Annotated in this window: 18 protein-coding genes; 5 read left to right on the forward strand and 13 right to left on the reverse strand. The window is 52.8% G+C overall.

Annotated elements, in window-relative coordinates; genetic code table 11:
- Positions 1 to 8 precede the first annotated feature (8 nt).
- The 3 genes from flgJ (at position 9) to flgL (ending at position 3,777) form a co-directional block, all read left to right on the forward strand.
- The gene (gene flgJ / locus ACT53D_RS05305; RefSeq protein ID WP_476154893.1) at positions 9 to 1,085 is read left to right on the forward strand and encodes a flagellar assembly peptidoglycan hydrolase FlgJ; all 1,077 of its coding nucleotides are present in this window, start codon (positions 9 to 11) and stop codon (positions 1,083 to 1,085) included.
- Positions 1,086 to 1,187: 102 nt separating this feature from the next.
- The gene (flgK, locus tag ACT53D_RS05310; RefSeq protein ID WP_194746920.1) at positions 1,188 to 2,831 is read left to right on the forward strand and encodes a flagellar hook-associated protein FlgK; all 1,644 of its coding nucleotides are present in this window, start codon (positions 1,188 to 1,190) and stop codon (positions 2,829 to 2,831) included.
- Between the two features lie 40 nt (positions 2,832 to 2,871).
- The gene (flgL, locus tag ACT53D_RS05315; RefSeq protein ID WP_194746921.1) at positions 2,872 to 3,777 is read left to right on the forward strand and encodes a flagellar hook-associated protein FlgL; all 906 of its coding nucleotides are present in this window, start codon (positions 2,872 to 2,874) and stop codon (positions 3,775 to 3,777) included.
- Between the two features lie 108 nt (positions 3,778 to 3,885).
- Here the strand turns inward: flgL and fliR are convergent, their stop codons facing one another.
- From fliR to fliF, 13 genes are all read right to left on the reverse strand, one after another.
- Positions 3,886 to 4,653, reverse strand: a complete 768-nt coding sequence (gene fliR / locus ACT53D_RS05320) for a flagellar biosynthetic protein FliR (RefSeq protein ID WP_194746922.1) — start codon at positions 4,651 to 4,653, stop codon at positions 3,886 to 3,888.
- Positions 4,654 to 4,671: 18 nt separating this feature from the next.
- On the reverse strand, positions 4,672 to 4,941 hold the full coding sequence (fliQ, locus tag ACT53D_RS05325; protein ID WP_194746923.1) for a flagellar biosynthesis protein FliQ: 270 nt from the start codon (positions 4,939 to 4,941) through the stop codon (positions 4,672 to 4,674).
- Between the two features lie 23 nt (positions 4,942 to 4,964).
- Positions 4,965 to 5,729: a flagellar type III secretion system pore protein FliP gene (gene fliP, locus ACT53D_RS05330; protein ID WP_255521171.1), complete on the reverse strand. Its 765-nt coding sequence runs from the start codon at positions 5,727 to 5,729 to the stop codon at positions 4,965 to 4,967.
- Positions 5,730 to 5,840: 111 nt separating this feature from the next.
- Positions 5,841 to 6,362: a flagellar biosynthetic protein FliO gene (gene fliO, locus ACT53D_RS05335; protein ID WP_476154897.1), complete on the reverse strand. Its 522-nt coding sequence runs from the start codon at positions 6,360 to 6,362 to the stop codon at positions 5,841 to 5,843.
- Positions 6,363 to 6,383: 21 nt separating this feature from the next.
- On the reverse strand, positions 6,384 to 6,809 hold the full coding sequence (gene fliN, locus ACT53D_RS05340; protein WP_194747501.1) for a flagellar motor switch protein FliN: 426 nt from the start codon (positions 6,807 to 6,809) through the stop codon (positions 6,384 to 6,386).
- 59 nt (positions 6,810 to 6,868) lie between these two features.
- On the reverse strand, positions 6,869 to 7,873 hold the full coding sequence (fliM, locus tag ACT53D_RS05345) for a flagellar motor switch protein FliM (protein WP_194746924.1): 1,005 nt from the start codon (positions 7,871 to 7,873) through the stop codon (positions 6,869 to 6,871).
- Between the two features lie 15 nt (positions 7,874 to 7,888).
- Positions 7,889 to 8,503: a flagellar basal body-associated FliL family protein gene (locus ACT53D_RS05350; RefSeq protein WP_194746925.1), complete on the reverse strand. Its 615-nt coding sequence runs from the start codon at positions 8,501 to 8,503 to the stop codon at positions 7,889 to 7,891.
- A gap of 150 nt (positions 8,504 to 8,653) precedes the next feature.
- Positions 8,654 to 10,048 carry a flagellar hook-length control protein FliK gene (locus ACT53D_RS05355; RefSeq protein WP_476154899.1) on the reverse strand — a complete coding sequence of 465 codons (1,395 nt, stop codon included), beginning with the start codon at positions 10,046 to 10,048 and terminating at the stop codon, positions 8,654 to 8,656.
- Positions 10,049 to 10,066: 18 nt separating this feature from the next.
- The gene (fliJ, locus tag ACT53D_RS05360) at positions 10,067 to 10,513 is read right to left on the reverse strand and encodes a flagellar export protein FliJ (protein ID WP_194746927.1); all 447 of its coding nucleotides are present in this window, start codon (positions 10,511 to 10,513) and stop codon (positions 10,067 to 10,069) included.
- Between the two features lie 20 nt (positions 10,514 to 10,533).
- Positions 10,534 to 12,015: a flagellar protein export ATPase FliI gene (gene fliI / locus ACT53D_RS05365; RefSeq protein WP_313988821.1), complete on the reverse strand. Its 1,482-nt coding sequence runs from the start codon at positions 12,013 to 12,015 to the stop codon at positions 10,534 to 10,536.
- Positions 12,016 to 12,045: 30 nt separating this feature from the next.
- Complete coding sequence (locus ACT53D_RS05370; RefSeq protein WP_194746928.1) at positions 12,046 to 12,714, reverse strand: flagellar assembly protein FliH; 669 nt, start codon at positions 12,712 to 12,714, stop codon at positions 12,046 to 12,048.
- A 24-nt stretch (positions 12,715 to 12,738) separates the two neighbouring features.
- Positions 12,739 to 13,734 (reverse strand): flagellar motor switch protein FliG, encoded by a 996-nt coding sequence (fliG, locus tag ACT53D_RS05375; RefSeq protein WP_275354926.1) that lies wholly within the window; start codon positions 13,732 to 13,734, stop codon positions 12,739 to 12,741.
- 3 nt (positions 13,735 to 13,737) lie between these two features.
- Positions 13,738 to 15,459 carry a flagellar basal-body MS-ring/collar protein FliF gene (fliF, locus tag ACT53D_RS05380; RefSeq protein WP_194746930.1) on the reverse strand — a complete coding sequence of 574 codons (1,722 nt, stop codon included), beginning with the start codon at positions 15,457 to 15,459 and terminating at the stop codon, positions 13,738 to 13,740.
- 276 nt (positions 15,460 to 15,735) lie between these two features.
- Between fliF and fliE the strand changes: the two genes are divergently transcribed.
- Both fliE and ACT53D_RS05390 read left to right on the forward strand, forming a co-directional pair.
- On the forward strand, positions 15,736 to 16,101 hold the full coding sequence (fliE, locus tag ACT53D_RS05385; protein WP_476154903.1) for a flagellar hook-basal body complex protein FliE: 366 nt from the start codon (positions 15,736 to 15,738) through the stop codon (positions 16,099 to 16,101).
- Between the two features lie 64 nt (positions 16,102 to 16,165).
- Positions 16,166 to 17,761: a tetratricopeptide repeat protein gene (locus ACT53D_RS05390; RefSeq protein WP_476154905.1), complete on the forward strand. Its 1,596-nt coding sequence runs from the start codon at positions 16,166 to 16,168 to the stop codon at positions 17,759 to 17,761.
- Positions 17,762 to 17,801: the final 40 nt, after the last annotated feature.

Consider the following 17,801-nt stretch of genomic DNA (forward strand, 5'->3'; position numbering starts at 1 on the left):
AGGCGCTCATGCAACCACGTGTCGATCCAAATAGCCTGGCCATAGACGGCAGTGCGCTGAATAGTCTCAAGCGAGCCAAAAATGACTCGCCTGAAACCATTCGTGCAGTGGCACGTCAGTTTGAAGGTATTTTGATGAACATGATGCTCAAAAGCATGCGCGATACCGTCCCGCAAGAAGGCTTTGCCGATAACGAACAAAGCAAAATGTTTACCGGCATGCTTGATCAACAATTGAGTACCCATTTGAGCCAGAAAGGCCTGGGTCTCACTGATGTGTTGGTCAGGCAATTGAGTAAACTCAACGGACATCCCGTGGATACCAACACACCCGCAAGCGGTAACGAATCGGGCAAGGCGAATAAAGCCACTGACAAACTCAGCAGTGCAACGGTGCAGAGCGCAGTCCCCACCCATGCCCAAGCCGTGCTGGCACAAGCAACACAAAAAATCCGTGAAGCGTATCAACAATGGGAAGCTGCTGATACTCAGTCCACAGCGCCAGCCAGCGATACCGCCTGGGCACGTGGCATCCCGGAATTGCCGCCTTTGATTGAAGAAACACAAGCCAATGTGCAAGGCTTTACCCTGCCCCAGGCGCCGTTGGCGACCGCGATGCGTGAAGTCGCTGGCAAAACCCAGCAATTCATTCAAAGCATGCTGCCACATGCGCAGGCAGCCAGTAACGCATCTGGCATTCCGGCCAAATTCATGATCGGCCAGGCTGCACTGGAAAGCGGCTGGGGTAAACATGAAATTAAAACAGAGAATGGCGTCAACAGCCATAACCTGTTCGGCATCAAGGCTGATGCCAGCTGGAAAGGCAAAGTCGTCAGTAGTACCACCACCGAGTACATGAATGGCGTCAAGCAAACCAAAGTGGAAAAATTCCGTGCCTACGACAGCTACAGTGATGCATTCAAGGATTACGCCAAAATGATTTCGCAAAATCCGCGCTATCAACAAGCCATGAATAACACGCATGATGCCAGCGCTTATGCCCATGCGCTGCAGCGTGCAGGCTATGCGACTGATCCGCAATATGGCAAAAAACTGACGCAAGTGATTAATCATTTGCGAAGTTGAAATTAAAGTATTTGAAAACATTGCCGTTAGGCAACTTAATCGTGATGTTGATGACCGTTTTTAAGCGGTCATCCATCCGCTTGCCCGAAAGGTCTATAGCATATGAATGTATTAAACGTTGGGAAAAGTGCGCTGACCGTCGCTCAGCTAGGCATTGCAACCACGGGACATAACATTGCCAATGCATCCACGCCTGGATACAACAGGCAGTCTATTGTTCAAAAGGCAGCAGCCGCACAAAGTTTTGGTAACGGTTACCTTGGTCAAGGCGCCGAGGTTGGGACCATCGTGCGCTCCTACGATGACGTGCTGGCCAAACAAGTGATTAATACAACCAGTAACCAAAGTTCAAGCTCGGTATATTTACAAGGCATTAATGAAGTTAATAGCCTGCTGTCTGATGACAAAGCCGGCGTGAGCGCGGTGATGACCAACTTTTTCAGATCTGTCAGCGCAGCGGCTGCGAACCCTTCGGATATTGCCACCCGGCAAACGGTCATTTCCAATGCGCAATCCTTGGTGAGCCGCTTTACCGCAGTCAATTCGCGTCTGGATGAAATGCGTTCCAATATCAATACGCAAGTTTCAACCAGTGTGGCAACCATTAACAGCTATGCCAGCTCTATTGCGGATCTGAATGAAAAAATCAAGCAAGCGTTTAGTTCAACTGGTAATCCGCCCAATGACCTGATGGACCAGCGTGACTTGCTCGTCGCAAAAATCAGTGAACAGATCAAAACGACAGTCCTGCCACAGCAAGATAACACTTACAACGTTTCCATCGGCAATGGCATCCCGATTGTACTGGGCAATCAATCCCAAGACCTGTATGCGGTACCCAATGACACGGATAGCACCCGACTTGAAGTCGGTTATGGTGCTTCTGGCTCGCCTAAACCCATAAGCGGCTCTCTGACGGGCGGCGCATTGGGCGGCGCATTGCAATTCAGGGATGAAACGCTAGACACGGTACAAAACCAGCTGGGACAACTGGCGATTACCTTTGCCACGGCGTTTAACAACCAGCACAAACAGGGCACAGACCTGACCGGTACCGTTGGCCAGAATATGTTTAATATTGCTGGCCCGGTCGCGATCAGCAACCGCAATAATACTGACCAGAGCAAACAGGCCTCTGTCGCGATCACGGATCCTTCACAACTGACCAGCAGTAACTACACCCTGGAGTATGTGAATGGTCAGTACAATATCACGCGCCAAAATGATAAGTACGTCTGGACAAATGTAACCTTGCCATTCAATCAGGATGGCATCACCATCAACACAAATACCAGTTCACCGACCAATGGCGACTCTTACCTGATTAAGCCTACCCAGTATGCTGCCAGCGGATTGACCCTGGCGGTAACGGATGTGGAAAAGCTGGCATTGGCCGACAACCCTTCTAAAGGGGAAAGCGACAACACCAATGCGCTAAAACTGGCTGATTTACAGAATCAGAACTTCGTCAGGGTGAATGCCAGCTCTACCAACAGAACCTTTGCACAGGCTTATGCCCTCACCACCAGTGCGGTGGGGATTAAAGCCAACCAGATGAGCATCATTAACCAGGCCGACAAAACTGCGCTGGATAATGCCACCTCGGCCATGCAGTCACAATCAGGGGTCAACCTGGATGAAGAGGCTGCCAACCTGCTACGCTATCAGCAAGCGTATCAAGCGGCAGGCAAAATGATGCAAATCGCCAGTAATATGTTCGATACCCTGCTAAGTCTGGGCAGATAAATTCAGAACTGGGTAAATCACATCGAGTAAGGATGTCACTATGAGATTAAGTACAAATACGATCTATGCCAATGGCACCAACCGCCTCATGGGCCTACAAAGTGACGTGAATGATCTGAATGAAAAAATTTCTTCAGGCAAGAAAGTCCGCTCGCCAGCGGATGACCCGGTTGCCTCTGCCAGGATTATCGAGATCAACAATAACAAGAGCATGAAGGACACTTTTGCTGAGACGCGAAAAACGGCCAGCAGCATGCTCGAAAACTATGAAACCAATTTATCGTCCGTGACTGACCTGGTGTTGAATATCAAGAGTTCACTGACGGCCGCGGGTAACGCCACCTATAACGATTCACAGCGCCAAAGTATTGCGACTGAGTTGCAAGGCCGCCTGGATAGCCTGATCAGTCTGGCCAACGCCAAAGACTCCATGGGTAATTTTATCTACTCAGGATTTACTACAGATAAGGCGGCATTTACCAGTGCGGGTGTTTTCCAGGGGGAGACCTCGCGCATGAATTTGCAGATTGACGATAACCGGACCATGCCGACCACGTTTACAGGTGATAGCGTGTTCAATGCCAATGGCAATAATTTATTTGCCAACATGCAACAGGCAATTACGTTGCTCAATACACCGATTACTGATGCAACATCGCGCACCAACTTCACCAATGGCCTGGCAACTGCTCTGCAGAATACAGACAAATCCCTGGACAGCATTCTTGATACCAGAGCGCAAATTGGTAGCCAACTCAATGAAATCCAGATTCTGGATGACACAGGCGATGATATATCCCTGCAATACTCTAAGGTACTTTCCGACTTGCAAGACCTGGACTACACGCAAGCACTGTCTGACCTGGCTAAAAAGAATACCATTATGGAAGCCGCTCAGAAGTCGTTTGTTTCGACCTCTAAATTGTCACTGTTCCAGTTTATTTAATTCAGACCGGTATCGCACTGATTTTTAGCCGATCGCTTACCAGCGATCGGCTTTTTCATGGATCAATCCAAACAATTCGTCTAAAGCGCGATTGGTAAATCAGTGAGACTAATGCAGCACTTGCAGCATGTATTGCTGCGCATCGATCATCCAGTCCTCGACCGGATGAATCAGGGAAGGTAATCCGAGCAAAATCATGATAAACCCGACCGCGATGGTGATTGGAAAGCCCATGGCAAACAGGTTGAGTTGAGGGGCAGCTTTGGTTAATACGCCCAGCGCCATGTTGGTAATCAGCAGACTGGCAATCACGGGCAAAGACATCAGCAAGCCTTGCGAGAAAATATGACCTCCAATGCTTGCAATCGCCTGGCTATTCAGTTGCCAGTGCGTCATGCCTATCGGCATGGTTTCAAAACTCTGCATCATCACCGCAATGACAATCAAGTGCCCGTCCAGGCTCATAAATACCATCAAGGTCAGCATGGTCAGCATCTGGGCGACGGCGATGGTTTGCCCTTCGGTATGCGGGTCATAAAAGCTGGCAAAGCCCAGCCCCATGCTCATCCCCATCATAAAGCCAGCCAGCTCAACGGCAGTGAACATGAGCCGCATGACAAAGCCCATGCTGATGCCGATCAAAAACTGCGCCAGTAATGAGAACAAGCCTTGCCATGACAGCACGGCAATATTAGGCACCTGGATGCCAGGCACCAGTGCCAGCGTAATGATAAAGCCGATTGTGAGTTTAATGCGGTTGGGAATGGAGGGATGACTAAACAACGGCACCACGGCAATGCAGCCGAGGATACGTGTCAGCGGCCAGAGAAACTGTACCACCCATTGCTGCAGGTCTGAGTCATGAATCGTCAGCATGTGGTGAGGCAGTCCTCGTTAATTGACCAGCTGTGGAATCATGGTAAAGATATGGTGCATGTAGTCCACCAGCGTCATCAGCATCCAGTGCCCGGCCAATAGCAAGATCGCCATCACCCCTACCAGCTTGGGGATAAAAGACAAGGTCTGCTCGTTGATTTGTGTGGCCGCCTGAAAAATACTGACCACCAGACCAATGATCAGCGCAGTGCCCAATACCGGCGCTGCCACCAGCAAGGTGGTCTGCATGGCTTCACTGCCCAAGGTCAGGACTTGTTCTGGACTCATACAATACTCCAAAAAGAAACGAGTTAGAGGACAAAGCTTTGCGCCAAAGACCCCAGGATCAATTGCCAGCCGTCTACCAGCACAAACAGCATCAGCTTGAAAGGCAAAGAGACCACGGCCGGTGACATCATCATCATGCCCATGGCCATCAAGATACTGGCCACCACCATGTCGATAATCAGAAACGGGATATAAATGGCAAAACCAATCTGAAACGCCGTTTTCAGCTCACTGGTCATAAATGCAGGCACCAGAATTCTGAGCGGGACTTCTTCTGGCGTATTGATGGACTCACTATGGGCCATATTGGCAAACATGGCCAGGTCGGTCTCGCGCGTTTGCTTGAGCATAAAGGTTTTAAGCGGCAAGACACCGCGTTGCAGCGCTTCCTGCATGGTGATTTTACTTTCGGAAAGCGGCTGGTAGGCATCGGTATAAATCTTGTCAAATACCGGCCCCATGACAAAAAAGGTAATAAACAAGGCCAGGCCTATCAATACCTGGTTAGACGGTGCAGATTGTGTCCCCAACGCCTGACGTAACAGCGACAGCACAATCACAATGCGCGTAAAGCCGGTCATCATGAGCAAGGCGGCTGGAATAAACGTGAGTGCAGTCAGCAGAATCAGCGTTTGCAGGCTCAGTGTATAGTCCTGGCCACCCCCTGGCGCCGGCGTCACCGTGCCGATGGGCAAGCCCTCTGCCGCCAGACTGCCTGATGACCACAATAGCAGCAGTGCGATTGGCAGCATGACTTGCAAAGACTTGAGGATGGAATGTAAACGCATGCAACAATACCCGTCACTGACTTGCGCCATCTTTGGACAGCACAAGCTCTAAAATAAGTTAAGGATAGTCTACGCTGGGGACAGCCCAATCAAAGGCTGGAAATAAGCCACTCAAGGCTTGTTTTTGAAAGATTTGACTTTGTCTTGCAAGGTGGCCTGCATCGCCTGTTGCAAACGCACGGCAAAAGAAGCTTGCGGATCAACAATCGCTTGAGCAGAGATCGCCTGGGCAGAAGGCGCTGCCGCCTGCGTGCTGTCGGATGCAGCCGATTCAGTGGCAGTCGGACTCACCTCACCCAACGCGGTCATTTGCCCACCATGCAGCCCTACCACCAGCCAACGGCCACCCACTTCAAGCACCACCACCCGCTCGCGTGGGCTCAATTGCAAGCCGCCAACCTGCCTGATCACACCAGCTTTTGAATAGCCTTGCCCAGGCAGGACGCGACGCAAGAACCAGGCAACCGCCGCAATCGCCAGCAAGACGATCACCGTGCCCCACACCATACGGCCCAAGGTATCGCCGGTGCTAGGGGCTACCGTGGCAGCCGTTGTTGTCGCGGCAGCCAGGGCGAGTGGCGAAATACTCCAGCTAGCCACGGCGGCCAGCAGCCATTTGCATGCATGCATCATACGCATCAGTATCCCGGACAGTTAGCGGTTCAGTTTACGGATACGTTCTGCGGGGGTAATGATGTCGGTCAGGCGGATACCAAACTTGTCGTTCACCACCACCACCTCACCTTGTGCAATCAGGCAGCCATTCACTAATACGTCCATGGGTTCACCCGCCATGCCATCCAGCTCAACCACAGAACCTTGCGCCAATTGCAGCAGGTTCTTGATCGAAATCTTGGTACGGCCCAGCTCTACAGTCAGCTGTACCGGAATATCCAGAATAAAATCAATATCGTTCTGGGTGCCTTCGAGTTTGTTGCTGCTGCTAAACTCGTTGAAGACGGCTGCCTTGCCTATCGGCTCTTGCAATGCAGAGGACTCGGCTTTGGTCTGCTCGGCCAGGGCCGCGCCCCAGTCATCCTCGGCAATGGTTTGCACCCCTTCCGACTCAGGCATCCCCATGCTGGCCAGTGCGGCATCCAATTCCTCTTCATTACTACTTGTCGCGGGATCCATTGCCATTATGACTCTCCTTGCAATTGTTCCTGACTACTACCGTCAGCACGTATCATTTTTTCCACCTTGAGCGCATATTGCCCGTTAAACACGCCATAACGACACTCCATAATGGGCACGTTATCGATTTGTCCTTCTACCGTATCCTGAATATTCACAGGAATGACATCCCCCACTTTTAACGCAAGCAGGTCTGCCACCATCATCTTGCGTGTGGTCAGATTGGCCACAATTTCGACTTCTGCCGCCTGGATTTGCTGGGTCATCATTTTTACCCAGCGTTTGTCACCGCCAAGGTTCTCGCCTTGCAGGGACGAGGTCAACAAGTCCTTGATCGGCTCCACCATGGCATAAGGCACACAGAAATGGATTTCACCACTGTTAGGTCCAAGCTCCACATTAAACGTAATCGCCACCACCACTTCATTCGGCGTGGCAATGCTGGCAAACTGGGTATTCATCTCCGAGCGCAGATACTCAAACTGCACCGGATAAATAGGCGCCCAGGCTTTCTGGTAGGCATCAAACAAGATATTCAGCACGCGTTGAATAATCCGCTGCTCGGTTTCTGTGAAATCACGCCCCTCCACCCGGGTATGAAAGCGGCCATCGCCGCCAAACATATTATCCACCAGCAAAAAGACCAAGGTAGGATCCAGCACCAGCACACCCGTGCCGCGCAAGGGATTCATATGGATCAAATTGAGGTTGGTGGGGACCACCAGATTACGGATAAAGTCCGTGTACTTGATGATCCTGACCGGCCCTACCGAGATTTCGACTGTACGCCGCAGAAAATTGAACAACTCAATACGCAGCAGACGGGCAAAACGCTCATTAATGATCTCAAGCGTGGCCATGCGCCCACGCACGATGCGCTCTTGCGTGGCCAGGTTGTAGTTGCGGACACCAGACTCATCCTTGCTGGAGGCATCACTGTCATCGTCGCCCTCGACCCCTTTAAGTAAGGCGTCGATTTCGTCTTGTGATAAGAATTTATCTGCAGACATGGTTATTCTCAGGCATTACTGGATGACAAATGAAGTAAACAACACCTGTTTGATCTTGAGTTGTTTACCCCCCTTTTTCAAAGGTTTTTTCAGTTCTGCCAGCAGTTCTTCGCTGAGCTGAGCTTTGCCCTCAGGCGTCGCAATATCCGATGCTTTTTTACTGGTGAGCAACATCAATACACGGTTACGCATGAGCGGCATTTGTGCCTTCATTTTGTCGGCCAGTGCAGTGTCTTTGGCTTCAATGGTCAGGTCCAGTTGCAAAAACTTTTCATCGGGATCAGGCAGCAAGTTCACGGTAAACGTTTCAAACTGCAAGTAGGCCGGGCCCGCACCTGCTTCACCATGGCCACCGCCACCACCGCTTTCATGCTCTTCCTCTTCTTCATCGGCTGCGGCCTCTTCCTCTTCGCCCTCAGCAGCACTTTCTTCATGGCCATCCTCTTTCTCGGCCTTGCTACCATGCTTGCCTTTGGCCTGATGCGCTTCAGGTTTTTTCATCAGGAAGAAGGCTGCTGCGCCGCCGCCAGCGGCTAACGCCAGCACCACGGCCAGGATCACAATCAGTTTTTTCTTGGATTTGGGGGCGGCCTCTGCTGCACCGTCTGCTTTTGCTGGTTCTTGAGCCATGACACTACCTTTCTTACTGTAAAACTTTGACGATATATGGTGTCATTATGCGGAGGGCGCCCAGCAAAACATTGCCGGATAAAAGGGGAAAATCAGCGTTAAATCAACCTTTATGCTGGGTGAGGCATGCTAGCCAATCTGGAGCAGTGCTTATACAAACGTATCCACCAGGCCACGTACCACACGTGACTGGACTGCCGTTTGCGGTACGATCGCCGTGTCTGACTCAGCCGCAGGGGCTGCAGTCCTTGCAGAATCACGGCTGGATTGCTGTTCAAAATGCTGTTGTGCCTGCTGCCCGTTGCCAACAAAGGTCTGTCCCAGTTGCAAGCCCTGGGACTGCATGCGATCACGCAGATCCTGCATGCCATCCTCCAGCGCCTGGCGCACTAGGGGATTATCCGTGATAAAACTGGGATTCACTGATTGGTTATCGACCTTTAACACCACCTGGATGGGCCCCAAATCCGGGGGCGACAGGGTCAGGCTGGCCACTTCGTCGCTCTGGCTGGCCATCTGCATCACATGCTGGTTAATTGCCGCTTGCCAACGGTCATCGGTAAACGGCGTCGTAATCTGGGTGGTGACCACCTGGCTCAAATCGGTCACACCAGCCGATTGCAACCAGGGCGTCTGCGGCATAGCCTCTATCATGGGCGGCGTGGTCAATGTACTGGCGCCCTGCGTCGTTTCATGCGCACGCACGGCCTGCTCCATGCCTTTAGGCAAGACAATCTCCGCGCTGGTCGATTTGGCGTTATTCAACAGCGCTGTAAAACCTTCCGCCGTCTTTTCTGATTTGGTGGATAGGCTTGAGAGCTGCTTACCGTCTGGCACAACCGCGGTCGCTGCTGTCAGCGTGTCTTTGTCGGTGGCTGGCGTGATCTGCAACTCATTCGTTATTCCGTGTTGGCTAGAGGCTTTATCGAAGCCAGCGGCTGCAAAGCGACCGTTACTAAGGGTCAATGCGACCCCTTCGGCGCCACCTTTTGCAGCCTCTGCGGGCTGATTAGCCCGCATCGCAAGCATGGTCTGCATCCATGGCATGATGCCGGCAGCCGCAGCACTGGGATCCTCAGTCGTGCCAACACCGGTTTTTTTCTGGTCTGGTTTGGCATCGGTCAAACGGGCAGGGTCAATCCCTCCAACGGCAGGTGAGACCACGCTAGAAGCCTCTTTGGCAACACTGTTTGCCTGACTGTCGCTCTCGTCTGCTTTGGATTTGGCCGTGGTTTTGCCTGTGCGATGGGGAATATTTTTTTCTGTAGGGGCCACTTCTGTCCCCGTGGCAGCAGTGCCTTTGCCATCCTGTTCAGTCGGTTCGCTTGCTGCACTCGACACAGCGCCTTGCTCAGTGTTGTTCTCCGCTTTGGGCGCAGCAGGCTTGTCTTTAGGCGCAGAAGGCTGGGCTTGGGCCATTTGCTGGCGCAAGGTTTGTGAAAACGCATCGGGTGACACCGGCTCCTGGCCACCTGACGACGTCATGGGCGCTTTAAGCGCCTCTGACGCCTGGGTAGGCAGTACTGGTGAATTAATCAAGGCCATCACATTACTCCCGGCTATTTACCAACGTGCTCGTCTGGCGCGGCTGGCAAATTCGTCCATCATTTTCTGATCACGCTTGTTTTCAGCCTTGGCCTGTGAGGTTTGGGCCCGCGTAATCAAAACTTCATAAGACTTTTGCTTGCGCTGTTTTTCCTGCAACCGCAACCGCTGCTGCTGTACAATCGCCTGACATTGTTCGATTTGAGCATTTTGCGTGCGTACCGCCAATTCCAATTGCGAGAAAAAGCCCTGAAAATTACGGTATAAATCGGCTTTAAGGCCGTTTTGCACTACCTGCTGCCATTGCTGCTCATATTCCTGCTGATATTGCGCCAGCATGACTTGCTGCTGTTGCGCCTGTTCCAGCTGTTGCATGGCCTGGGCCAGCGCCTGCATCGCCGCTTCCACTTCATCGGCAGCCAACTGATTAAGCAAGGTCAGGGTTTGGGTGGATTGTTTGGCCATAGGCTCGCTTTAAAGGGGGTCTATAAGGTCAGCGTGTTGGCTAATTGCTGCAGGCTATGCTGCATATCCGCACACTCATCAATGTCTTGTTGTAAAAAGGCATTGATGTCGTCACGTTTTCTAATCGCGATATCCAGCATGGGGTCTGATCCTGGCTGATAAGCCCCTACCGCGATCAAGTCCTGATTCCGCAGGTAGCGTGAGTACCACTGCTTGAGCATGCGGGCGGCCTGTTGATGTTCTTTGCTGGTAATGTTGTGCATGGCGCGACTGATCGACTGCTCGATATCAATGGCGGGGTAATGTCCGCTCTCGGCCAGGCTGCGGTTCAACACGATGTGTCCGTCCAAAATCGCGCGCGCAGAGTCCGCAATCGGATCCTGCTGGTCATCGCCTTCGGTCAACACGGTATAAAACGCTGTAATCGAGCCCTCGCCTCTGGCGCCGTTGCCGGTACGCTCGACCAGTGCCGGCAATTTGGCAAACACAGAAGGCGGATAGCCCTTGGTTGCCGGTGGCTCACCAATGGCCAGGGCAATTTCGCGTTGCGCCATGGCATAACGCGTGAGTGAATCCATAATCAGCAACACATTTTTGCCTTGCTGGCGGAAACGCTCGGCAATGGCCGTGGCATAACTCGCGCCTTGCAAGCGCATCAACGCCGAGACGTCGGCAGGTGCAGCGACCACCACAGAGCGTGCCAGCCCCTCCGGCCCCAGAATCTGCTCGATAAATTCCTGTACCTCGCGGCCCCGTTCACCAATCAGGCCGACCACGATCACATCCGCAGTGGTGTAACGGGCCATCATGCCCAGCAGCACACTCTTACCCACACCAGAACCGGCGAACAGGCCCATGCGCTGTCCCCTGCCCACGGTGAGCATGGCGTTGATCGCACGCACCCCTACATCCAGGGTGTCTTCAATCGGTGCCCGTTGCAATGGGTTGATCACGCGGCCATTGAGTGGCGCGGTCACATCCCCCGGAATTGGGCCCAGACCATCCAGCGGATTACCGGCTGCATCGACCACGCGTCCGAGCAAGCCATCCCCTACCGGAAAATGGCGCGCTCTATCCTGTGCACGTCGACGTGGCGGGCGGCCAATTTGTGGTTTTGGCACGGTTTCAGCAATTTCCATGCTGAACACCTTGGCGCCCGGGGTGACCCCCTCCAACGCGGTTTGCGGCATGAGCAGCAAATTCTCGCCATCGAATCCCACCACCTCGGCTTCTACCCGGCCTCCATCCTGTAACGGGATAAAACAGGCACCGCCTATTGGCATTTTGATACCGGTAGCGACCATCACCAGGCCAGTCACCTTGACGATACGACCTGCGACTTCAAGCGGGTCGACCATATTGATCAGTTCACTGCAATCGCGCAAATAACTTTGCCAGCGCTGCTCATGCACATTGGGCTGCTTGGGAGGCTCATTGGTGACTTGGGGGCTATTGTCAGCAACCGCGTCTAACGTCGGCAGCCCTGAATCTGAAATTGTCATGACGTAGGCTTAAACTAGAAAGTGAAAAACTTATTCGTGGGTGGAGGCAGGTTTATGCCAGTCATCATAGCGTGACAGCCCTTGTACCAGACGTTTCCAGCGGACCTCATTGCTGGCATCAATCTGGTTATCTGCCGTTTCAACCAGGCAACCGCCACGTTCGACTTGCAACTCTTCCACAATTTGCCAGCCTTGCTCTTTGAGTGTGTCGCCGATATGACTGCGTAGCACCTGCGCATCATCCGGATGCACAATCAGGCGCGCGGGCTGTCTGACTTGGGGCAAATAGTGCATGGCATCCAGCACGACCGGGAGCACCGCCTGCGGATCAGCCTGCAGCTTGGTTTTCATCATGGCTTTGGCCAGATCCAGCGCCAGGCTCAAAACAGACTCGGCAACATGGCTATCCTGAAACGCCAGCGCCTGCTGGAAACTCTGCGCCATTTGCAACAACTGACCACGTTCGTTTTCCAGTTGTGCCTGCGCGTGCTGCATGCCATCGCCATAACCAATCTTGAACCCTTCTTCATAGGCTTCCTGGCGGACTTGCTTGAGAATTTCAGTGACCGTGCGCGCGGCTTCATCGGCCTGTGCCTGTTTGCGACGCACGCTCTCACTGCTATTAGCATCATCAAAACTGGCCATCTCCCAGCGCTGATAGGCACTCATTTGTTCTTTTGGGATTGCTGCAGCCACCATTATGCTTCCTTACACTGACTGGATTTAAACATATTGCTCACCGTCGCCTTTGGCAGCCAGCATGATCTGGCCCTCATCGGCCAGCCTGCGCACAATTTGCAGAATTTGTTTTTGCTGTGCTTCAACCTCAGACAACTTGACCGGACCACGGCTTTCCATGTCTTCACGCATCATATCGGCTGCACGCGAAGACATATTGCGCAGGAACTTCTCTTTCATCTCATCAGAGGTTCCCTTCAAAGCCACAATCAACATATCAGATTGCACCTCACGCAGCAGCGTTTGAATGCCTTTGTCGTCAATTTCCAGAATATTGTCGAACACAAACATCTGGTCCATGATCTCCTGTGCCATATTGTCATCATAGCTTTTGAGGCCTTCCATCAATTTGGCCTCGTTGTCGCCACTCAGGTAGTTCATGATTTCAGCCGCGGTTTTTACGCCACCTATCGGCTGACGCTTCAAGTTTTCATTGCCTGACAGCATTTTCATCATGCCTTCATTGAGCTCTTTGAGCGCGGCCGGTTTAATGCTGTCGAGCGTGGCAATCCGCAAAATCACATCCTGACGTAAACGGTCAGTAAAATGCCCCAGAATTTCTGCGGCCTGGTCTGCCTCCAGATGTGACAAGATGGTCGCGATAATCTGCGGATGCTCATTCTTGATAAACTCGGACACGCTGAAGGCATCCATCCACTTCAGGCTTTCAATACCCGCGGCATCTTGGGATTGCGGAATCCGGCTTAACAGGTTAGAGGCTTTGTCATCGCCAAAAGCTTTGATCAGAACCGAGCGGATATAGGCGTCCGAATCCAGACCGAAGTCACTGCTGCCGGCAAAGTCGACCATAAAGGACTCCAGCACTTCAGTCACTTCTTCACGTGGCACCGGCTTCATTGAGGCCATGACAATGCCCAGCCGCTGTACCTCTTTGGGTGACAAATACTTCATCACCTCCGCCGCTTCGTCTTCACCGAGGGCAAGCATCAAAATCGCGCTTTTAGTCAAGCCTTCAGTCATGGTTTATTTCTCCGCAGTCGCCCAGCTGGAAACCACATTCGCGACCATGCGTGGGTTTTCTTTGGCCACCTGCTTCACGGCCAGCAAGGTTTGATCCATCCGGCCATCATCGCCCGTTAACGCAGGAGGATCGCCACTCAAGGTGACCAGTGCATCTTCACCTTCAGCTGCACTGCCTGCCGCGCCGGCAACCGCTTCACCGCCTGCTGCCGCGTTTTGTGCCGCAGTCACAGCCAGTTGTTTTTTATCCGCGCCAGTCAGTTTGGTGGCCATCGGCTTGAGCAATTTTTTATAAATCATCATCAACACCACCACGCCAGCCAGGAAGCGCAAGGCATCTTTACCATACTCAATCATGACAGGGTCCTTCCACAGCGGTGGCTCAACCAGTTTTTCCTGTGCTTCGGCCACAAACGGGGTATTCACCACAGAGATAGTATCGCCACGCTCTTTGTTGTAGCCCATGGCCTGCATTGCCAGGTCGCTTACCTGCTGCTTCTCGGCTGCTGTCAGTGCACGGTAAGTCGTTTTACCGGTGCTATCCACGACTGGGATGTGATTGACCACCACCGCCACATGCAGGCGCTTGATGCCGCCCTTGGCCTGCTGGATATAGCTCACAGTCTTGTCCAGCTCGTAGTTAGTGGTGGTATCTTTTTGCGTATTTTGTGGCGGGGTTGGGGCAGCAGCAGGCGCAGCATTTTCCCCTTGACCCTGCGCACCAGGGGCATTGATCGGAGCAGTCGCATCTGCAGGCGGCTGGTTAGACAAAGCACCAGGCACCGCGCCGTTGTTGGCGCCGGTATTTTGCGTCTCATGGCTTTGCGCACTGCGAATCGCCATGTCATCCGGCTTGGTGTTGGGTTTATAGGACTCGTTGGCCTGTTCTGTCATCGAGAAGTCAATCTCGGCGCTGGTTTCGGCATGCACATTTTTCGCACCGACGATAGGCGTAATAATGGATTCCACGCGGCGAGCAATGCTGTTTTGCATATTCTCCACGTAGGCCATCTGCTCTGGGTCTAGGCCACTTTGCTTGAGCTTATTGGCGTTATCAGACAGCAAATTGCCGTTTTGATCGACCACGGTGACGTGATCGGCAGACAGGTTAGGCACACTGCTTGCCACCAGATGCACGACGGCACCCACTTGTTGTGCGTCTAACCGGCGGCCATTGTGCAGATTGAGCAGCACAGAAGCGGTTGGGTATTGTTGCTCGCGCACAAACACGCTGGGCTTGGGAATCGCCAGATGGATACGAGCAGCCTGCACAGCAGAGATAGACTGGATACTGCGTTCCAGCTCGCCCTCAAGGCCGCGTTGAAAGTTTACCTGCTCAACAAACTGAGACACGCCAAATTTCTGGTTTTCCAGCAGTTCAAAGCCGATGTTGCCGCCTTTGGGCAGACCTTGTGCCGCCAGTTTCAAACGTGCCTGATGCACCATGTCAGCAGGCACCAGAATGGCACCACCACCATCGGCAAATTGATAAGGGATATTCAATTTATCCAACTCGGCGACGATGGCACCGCCATCCTTGTCAGCAAAGTTGGAGAACAACACCCGGTAATCCGGCTTCTGGCTCCACAGCCAGAACACCACCATCACCGCAACCACGGCAGCAATCCCGGCGACCAGCATTAACTTTTGTCCGAGCTGCCCAAACATGTTGGACGCTCCGCCAGACTCATTGCTTGTTGTTAATAAGGCAGCATCAGCAGCCATCTGAACCTCCAATATTACCTACTTGCAGTGACCTGCCTCCCGGCCTGTTGATTGCCGGTCATGCTGCCACCTCTTTTGAACTTCAATATCCTGTCAGGACACTTTCACATGGATCACATTATGCGCTGACCCTGCCTATTCAAATCAGCAAATAAGACGGATTAATGTTGCCTATTTTGCAAAGCAGTCCAGCTGGCGCAATGTTACAGTGCTCACCATGAGATAAGAGGCGATGGCCTCCCCCACCAAACGAGTACAGGATGAAAGGAGACACCTATGAACGCAGGCGGTATTGATGCACAACGCATCTCCTCCATGCTGGCGCAATTACGTGCGGCGGCTCAAAAACCAGAAGGTCTGGGCAGCAGTGCCATTGCCAATCCGGTCGCCAAGCCGCCCCAGGCAAGCCCGACGACACAAGTGAGCTTTAGTGATGCGCTGAAATCCTCTCTGGACCAGGTCAACAATATGCAATTGCAGGCCGAACAAATGGGCAAGGATTTTGCCATGGGAAATGACAACGTCAGCCTGTCTGATGTCATGATCTCCGGGCAAAAAGCGAATATCGCCTTTCAGGCCACAGTACAAGTCCGCAACAAACTGGTCACCGCCTATCAGGACATGATGAATATGCAAGTCTAGGCTTAACTAGCCAGCTGGCGACTGGGCCAGACCATCAGTCCGTTTTAACAGTGAGAAAAGAACAATGCAGGCTCAACCCGTGGCTGGCTTGATACAAGACACCCCCTCTGCCCCGCTGATGCGACTGAATGGCACGCCAGTATTGCGGCCATCAGGTAGCACCGCCAGCCAGGAGTCACCTGACGGCGTGTTAGCCAGCAACCCCGCGGGTGTTCAAGCCTGGTTTCAAAAGGGGATGCTGTTCAAGCAGCAAAAAAATGCCCCGCAGGCCCTGCACTGTTTTAACCAGGCCCTGCATCTTGCACCTGAGCATGAACCCACACTTATCGAATGCGGCAACTTGCTGTTTGAATTAGAGCAATTTGAGTTTTCGCTCGCCCATCATGAATTTGCTTTACAGTTAAACCCGGCTTGCGTTGCCGCCTTACACAGCAAAAGCCTGATCCTGAGTCGGCTCGGCCGCTATGAAGAAGCCTTGCTCAGTGCAAACCAACTGGTCGGCTATGCACCCACGCTGGCACCGGCCTTATTGTGCCGAGGCAGCATCTTACACACGCTTGGCCGCCATCATGAGGCCTTGGCCAGCTATCAGCAAGTCCCGCTAGCCGATCAGCAGAACGCGTTGTTTTATCTTAATCTGGCCAACCTGTATCTGGATATGCTGGAAATCGACATGGCCAGCGACTGTTATCGTCATGCACTGACACTGGAACCACACAACCCGACCTTGCACTGGAATCTGGCGTTATTCCAGTTGCTCACAGGTGATTATGCGCAAGGCTGGGCCATGTACGAAAGTGGCAAACATGCGCCACATTTGCCCAGGGGACGCCGTGCGGTCTGTGTGCAACCGATGTGGACCGGCGAACAATCCCTGCAAGGCAAGCGTATCTTGCTTTACGCCGAACAGGGGCTGGGCGATACCATCCAGTTTATACGCTACGCCAAACTGGTCGCCACCTTGGGCGCACAGTTGATTATTGAAGTGCAAGCGAGCCTGATTCCCTTGTTGCGCTCACTGGGGCCAGACTATTTACTGATTGCTGCGGGCACCGCGTATCAGGACTATGATTACCATTGTTCGCTCATGAGCTTGCCATATGTCTTCAAGACAGAGCTCGGCAATCTGCCTCAGCACACCCCTTACCTGTTTGCCGCGCCTGACAAGGTAAGCCGTCTGCAGATGACTGGTCAGAACAGATTACGGATAGGCCTGGTCTGGTCAGGGTCCACCACGCATCAGAAAGATCGTTACCGCAGTATTCCGCTAGCGCAGCTGGCGCCGTTGCTGGTACTGGATGCGAGTTTTCATAGCCTGCAAAAAGAAGTCCGCGACACTGACCAGGCTGCGTTAAGCGGGCTGCCACAACTCACGCAGCACCAGGCCGAACTAGAGGATTTTAGCGATACAGCTGCGCTCATCGCGCGCATGGATCTGATTATTTCAGTGGATACGTCCGTCGCACATCTGGCTGGCGCCATGCACAAACCGGTATGGATATTGTTAGCTGACCCACCTGATTTCCGCTGGCTGCTCGCACGCGAAGACAGTCCGTGGTATCCCTCGGCCAGACTGTTCAGAGCCCAACACCATCATTGGACAAGTGTCATTACAGACGTCAAACAGGCGCTGGCAGAAGTGATTGCAGAAAAATCGTAGACGCAGTAACTCTCTGGCAAAACAAGATGCGGCAATGTTA

The sequence above is a fragment of the Methylophilus sp. DMC16 genome, from assembly GCF_056314045.1.

What these genes read in the sequence shown, in the direction of transcription:
- ACT53D_RS05350 (WP_194746925.1), bottom strand. Translation starts at nt 8,503, where the DNA reads ATGGCTCAAGAACCAGCAAAAGCAGACGGTGCAGCAGAGGCCGCCCCC.
- fliN (WP_194747501.1), bottom strand. Translation starts at nt 6,809, where the DNA reads ATGGGGATGCCTGAGTCGGAAGGGGTGCAAACCATTGCCGAGGATGAC.
- fliM (WP_194746924.1), bottom strand. Translation starts at nt 7,873, where the DNA reads ATGTCTGCAGATAAATTCTTATCACAAGACGAAATCGACGCCTTACTT.
- ACT53D_RS05390 (WP_476154905.1), top strand. Translation starts at nt 16,166, where the DNA reads ATGCAGGCTCAACCCGTGGCTGGCTTGATACAAGACACCCCCTCTGCC.
- fliP (WP_255521171.1), bottom strand. Translation starts at nt 5,729, where the DNA reads ATGCGTTTACATTCCATCCTCAAGTCTTTGCAAGTCATGCTGCCAATC.
- flgL (WP_194746921.1), top strand. Translation starts at nt 2,872, where the DNA reads ATGAGATTAAGTACAAATACGATCTATGCCAATGGCACCAACCGCCTC.
- fliJ (WP_194746927.1), bottom strand. Translation starts at nt 10,513, where the DNA reads ATGGCCAAACAATCCACCCAAACCCTGACCTTGCTTAATCAGTTGGCT.
- flgK (WP_194746920.1), top strand. Translation starts at nt 1,188, where the DNA reads ATGAATGTATTAAACGTTGGGAAAAGTGCGCTGACCGTCGCTCAGCTA.
- fliR (WP_194746922.1), bottom strand. Translation starts at nt 4,653, where the DNA reads ATGCTGACGATTCATGACTCAGACCTGCAGCAATGGGTGGTACAGTTT.
- fliE (WP_476154903.1), top strand. Translation starts at nt 15,736, where the DNA reads ATGAACGCAGGCGGTATTGATGCACAACGCATCTCCTCCATGCTGGCG.
- ACT53D_RS05370 (WP_194746928.1), bottom strand. Translation starts at nt 12,714, where the DNA reads ATGGTGGCTGCAGCAATCCCAAAAGAACAAATGAGTGCCTATCAGCGC.
- ACT53D_RS05355 (WP_476154899.1), bottom strand. Translation starts at nt 10,048, where the DNA reads ATGGCCTTGATTAATTCACCAGTACTGCCTACCCAGGCGTCAGAGGCG.
- fliO (WP_476154897.1), bottom strand. Translation starts at nt 6,362, where the DNA reads ATGATGCATGCATGCAAATGGCTGCTGGCCGCCGTGGCTAGCTGGAGT.
- fliI (WP_313988821.1), bottom strand. Translation starts at nt 12,015, where the DNA reads ATGACAATTTCAGATTCAGGGCTGCCGACGTTAGACGCGGTTGCTGAC.
- fliQ (WP_194746923.1), bottom strand. Translation starts at nt 4,941, where the DNA reads ATGAGTCCAGAACAAGTCCTGACCTTGGGCAGTGAAGCCATGCAGACC.
- flgJ (WP_476154893.1), top strand. Translation starts at nt 9, where the DNA reads ATGCAACCACGTGTCGATCCAAATAGCCTGGCCATAGACGGCAGTGCG.
- fliF (WP_194746930.1), bottom strand. Translation starts at nt 15,459, where the DNA reads ATGGCTGCTGATGCTGCCTTATTAACAACAAGCAATGAGTCTGGCGGA.
- fliG (WP_275354926.1), bottom strand. Translation starts at nt 13,734, where the DNA reads ATGACTGAAGGCTTGACTAAAAGCGCGATTTTGATGCTTGCCCTCGGT.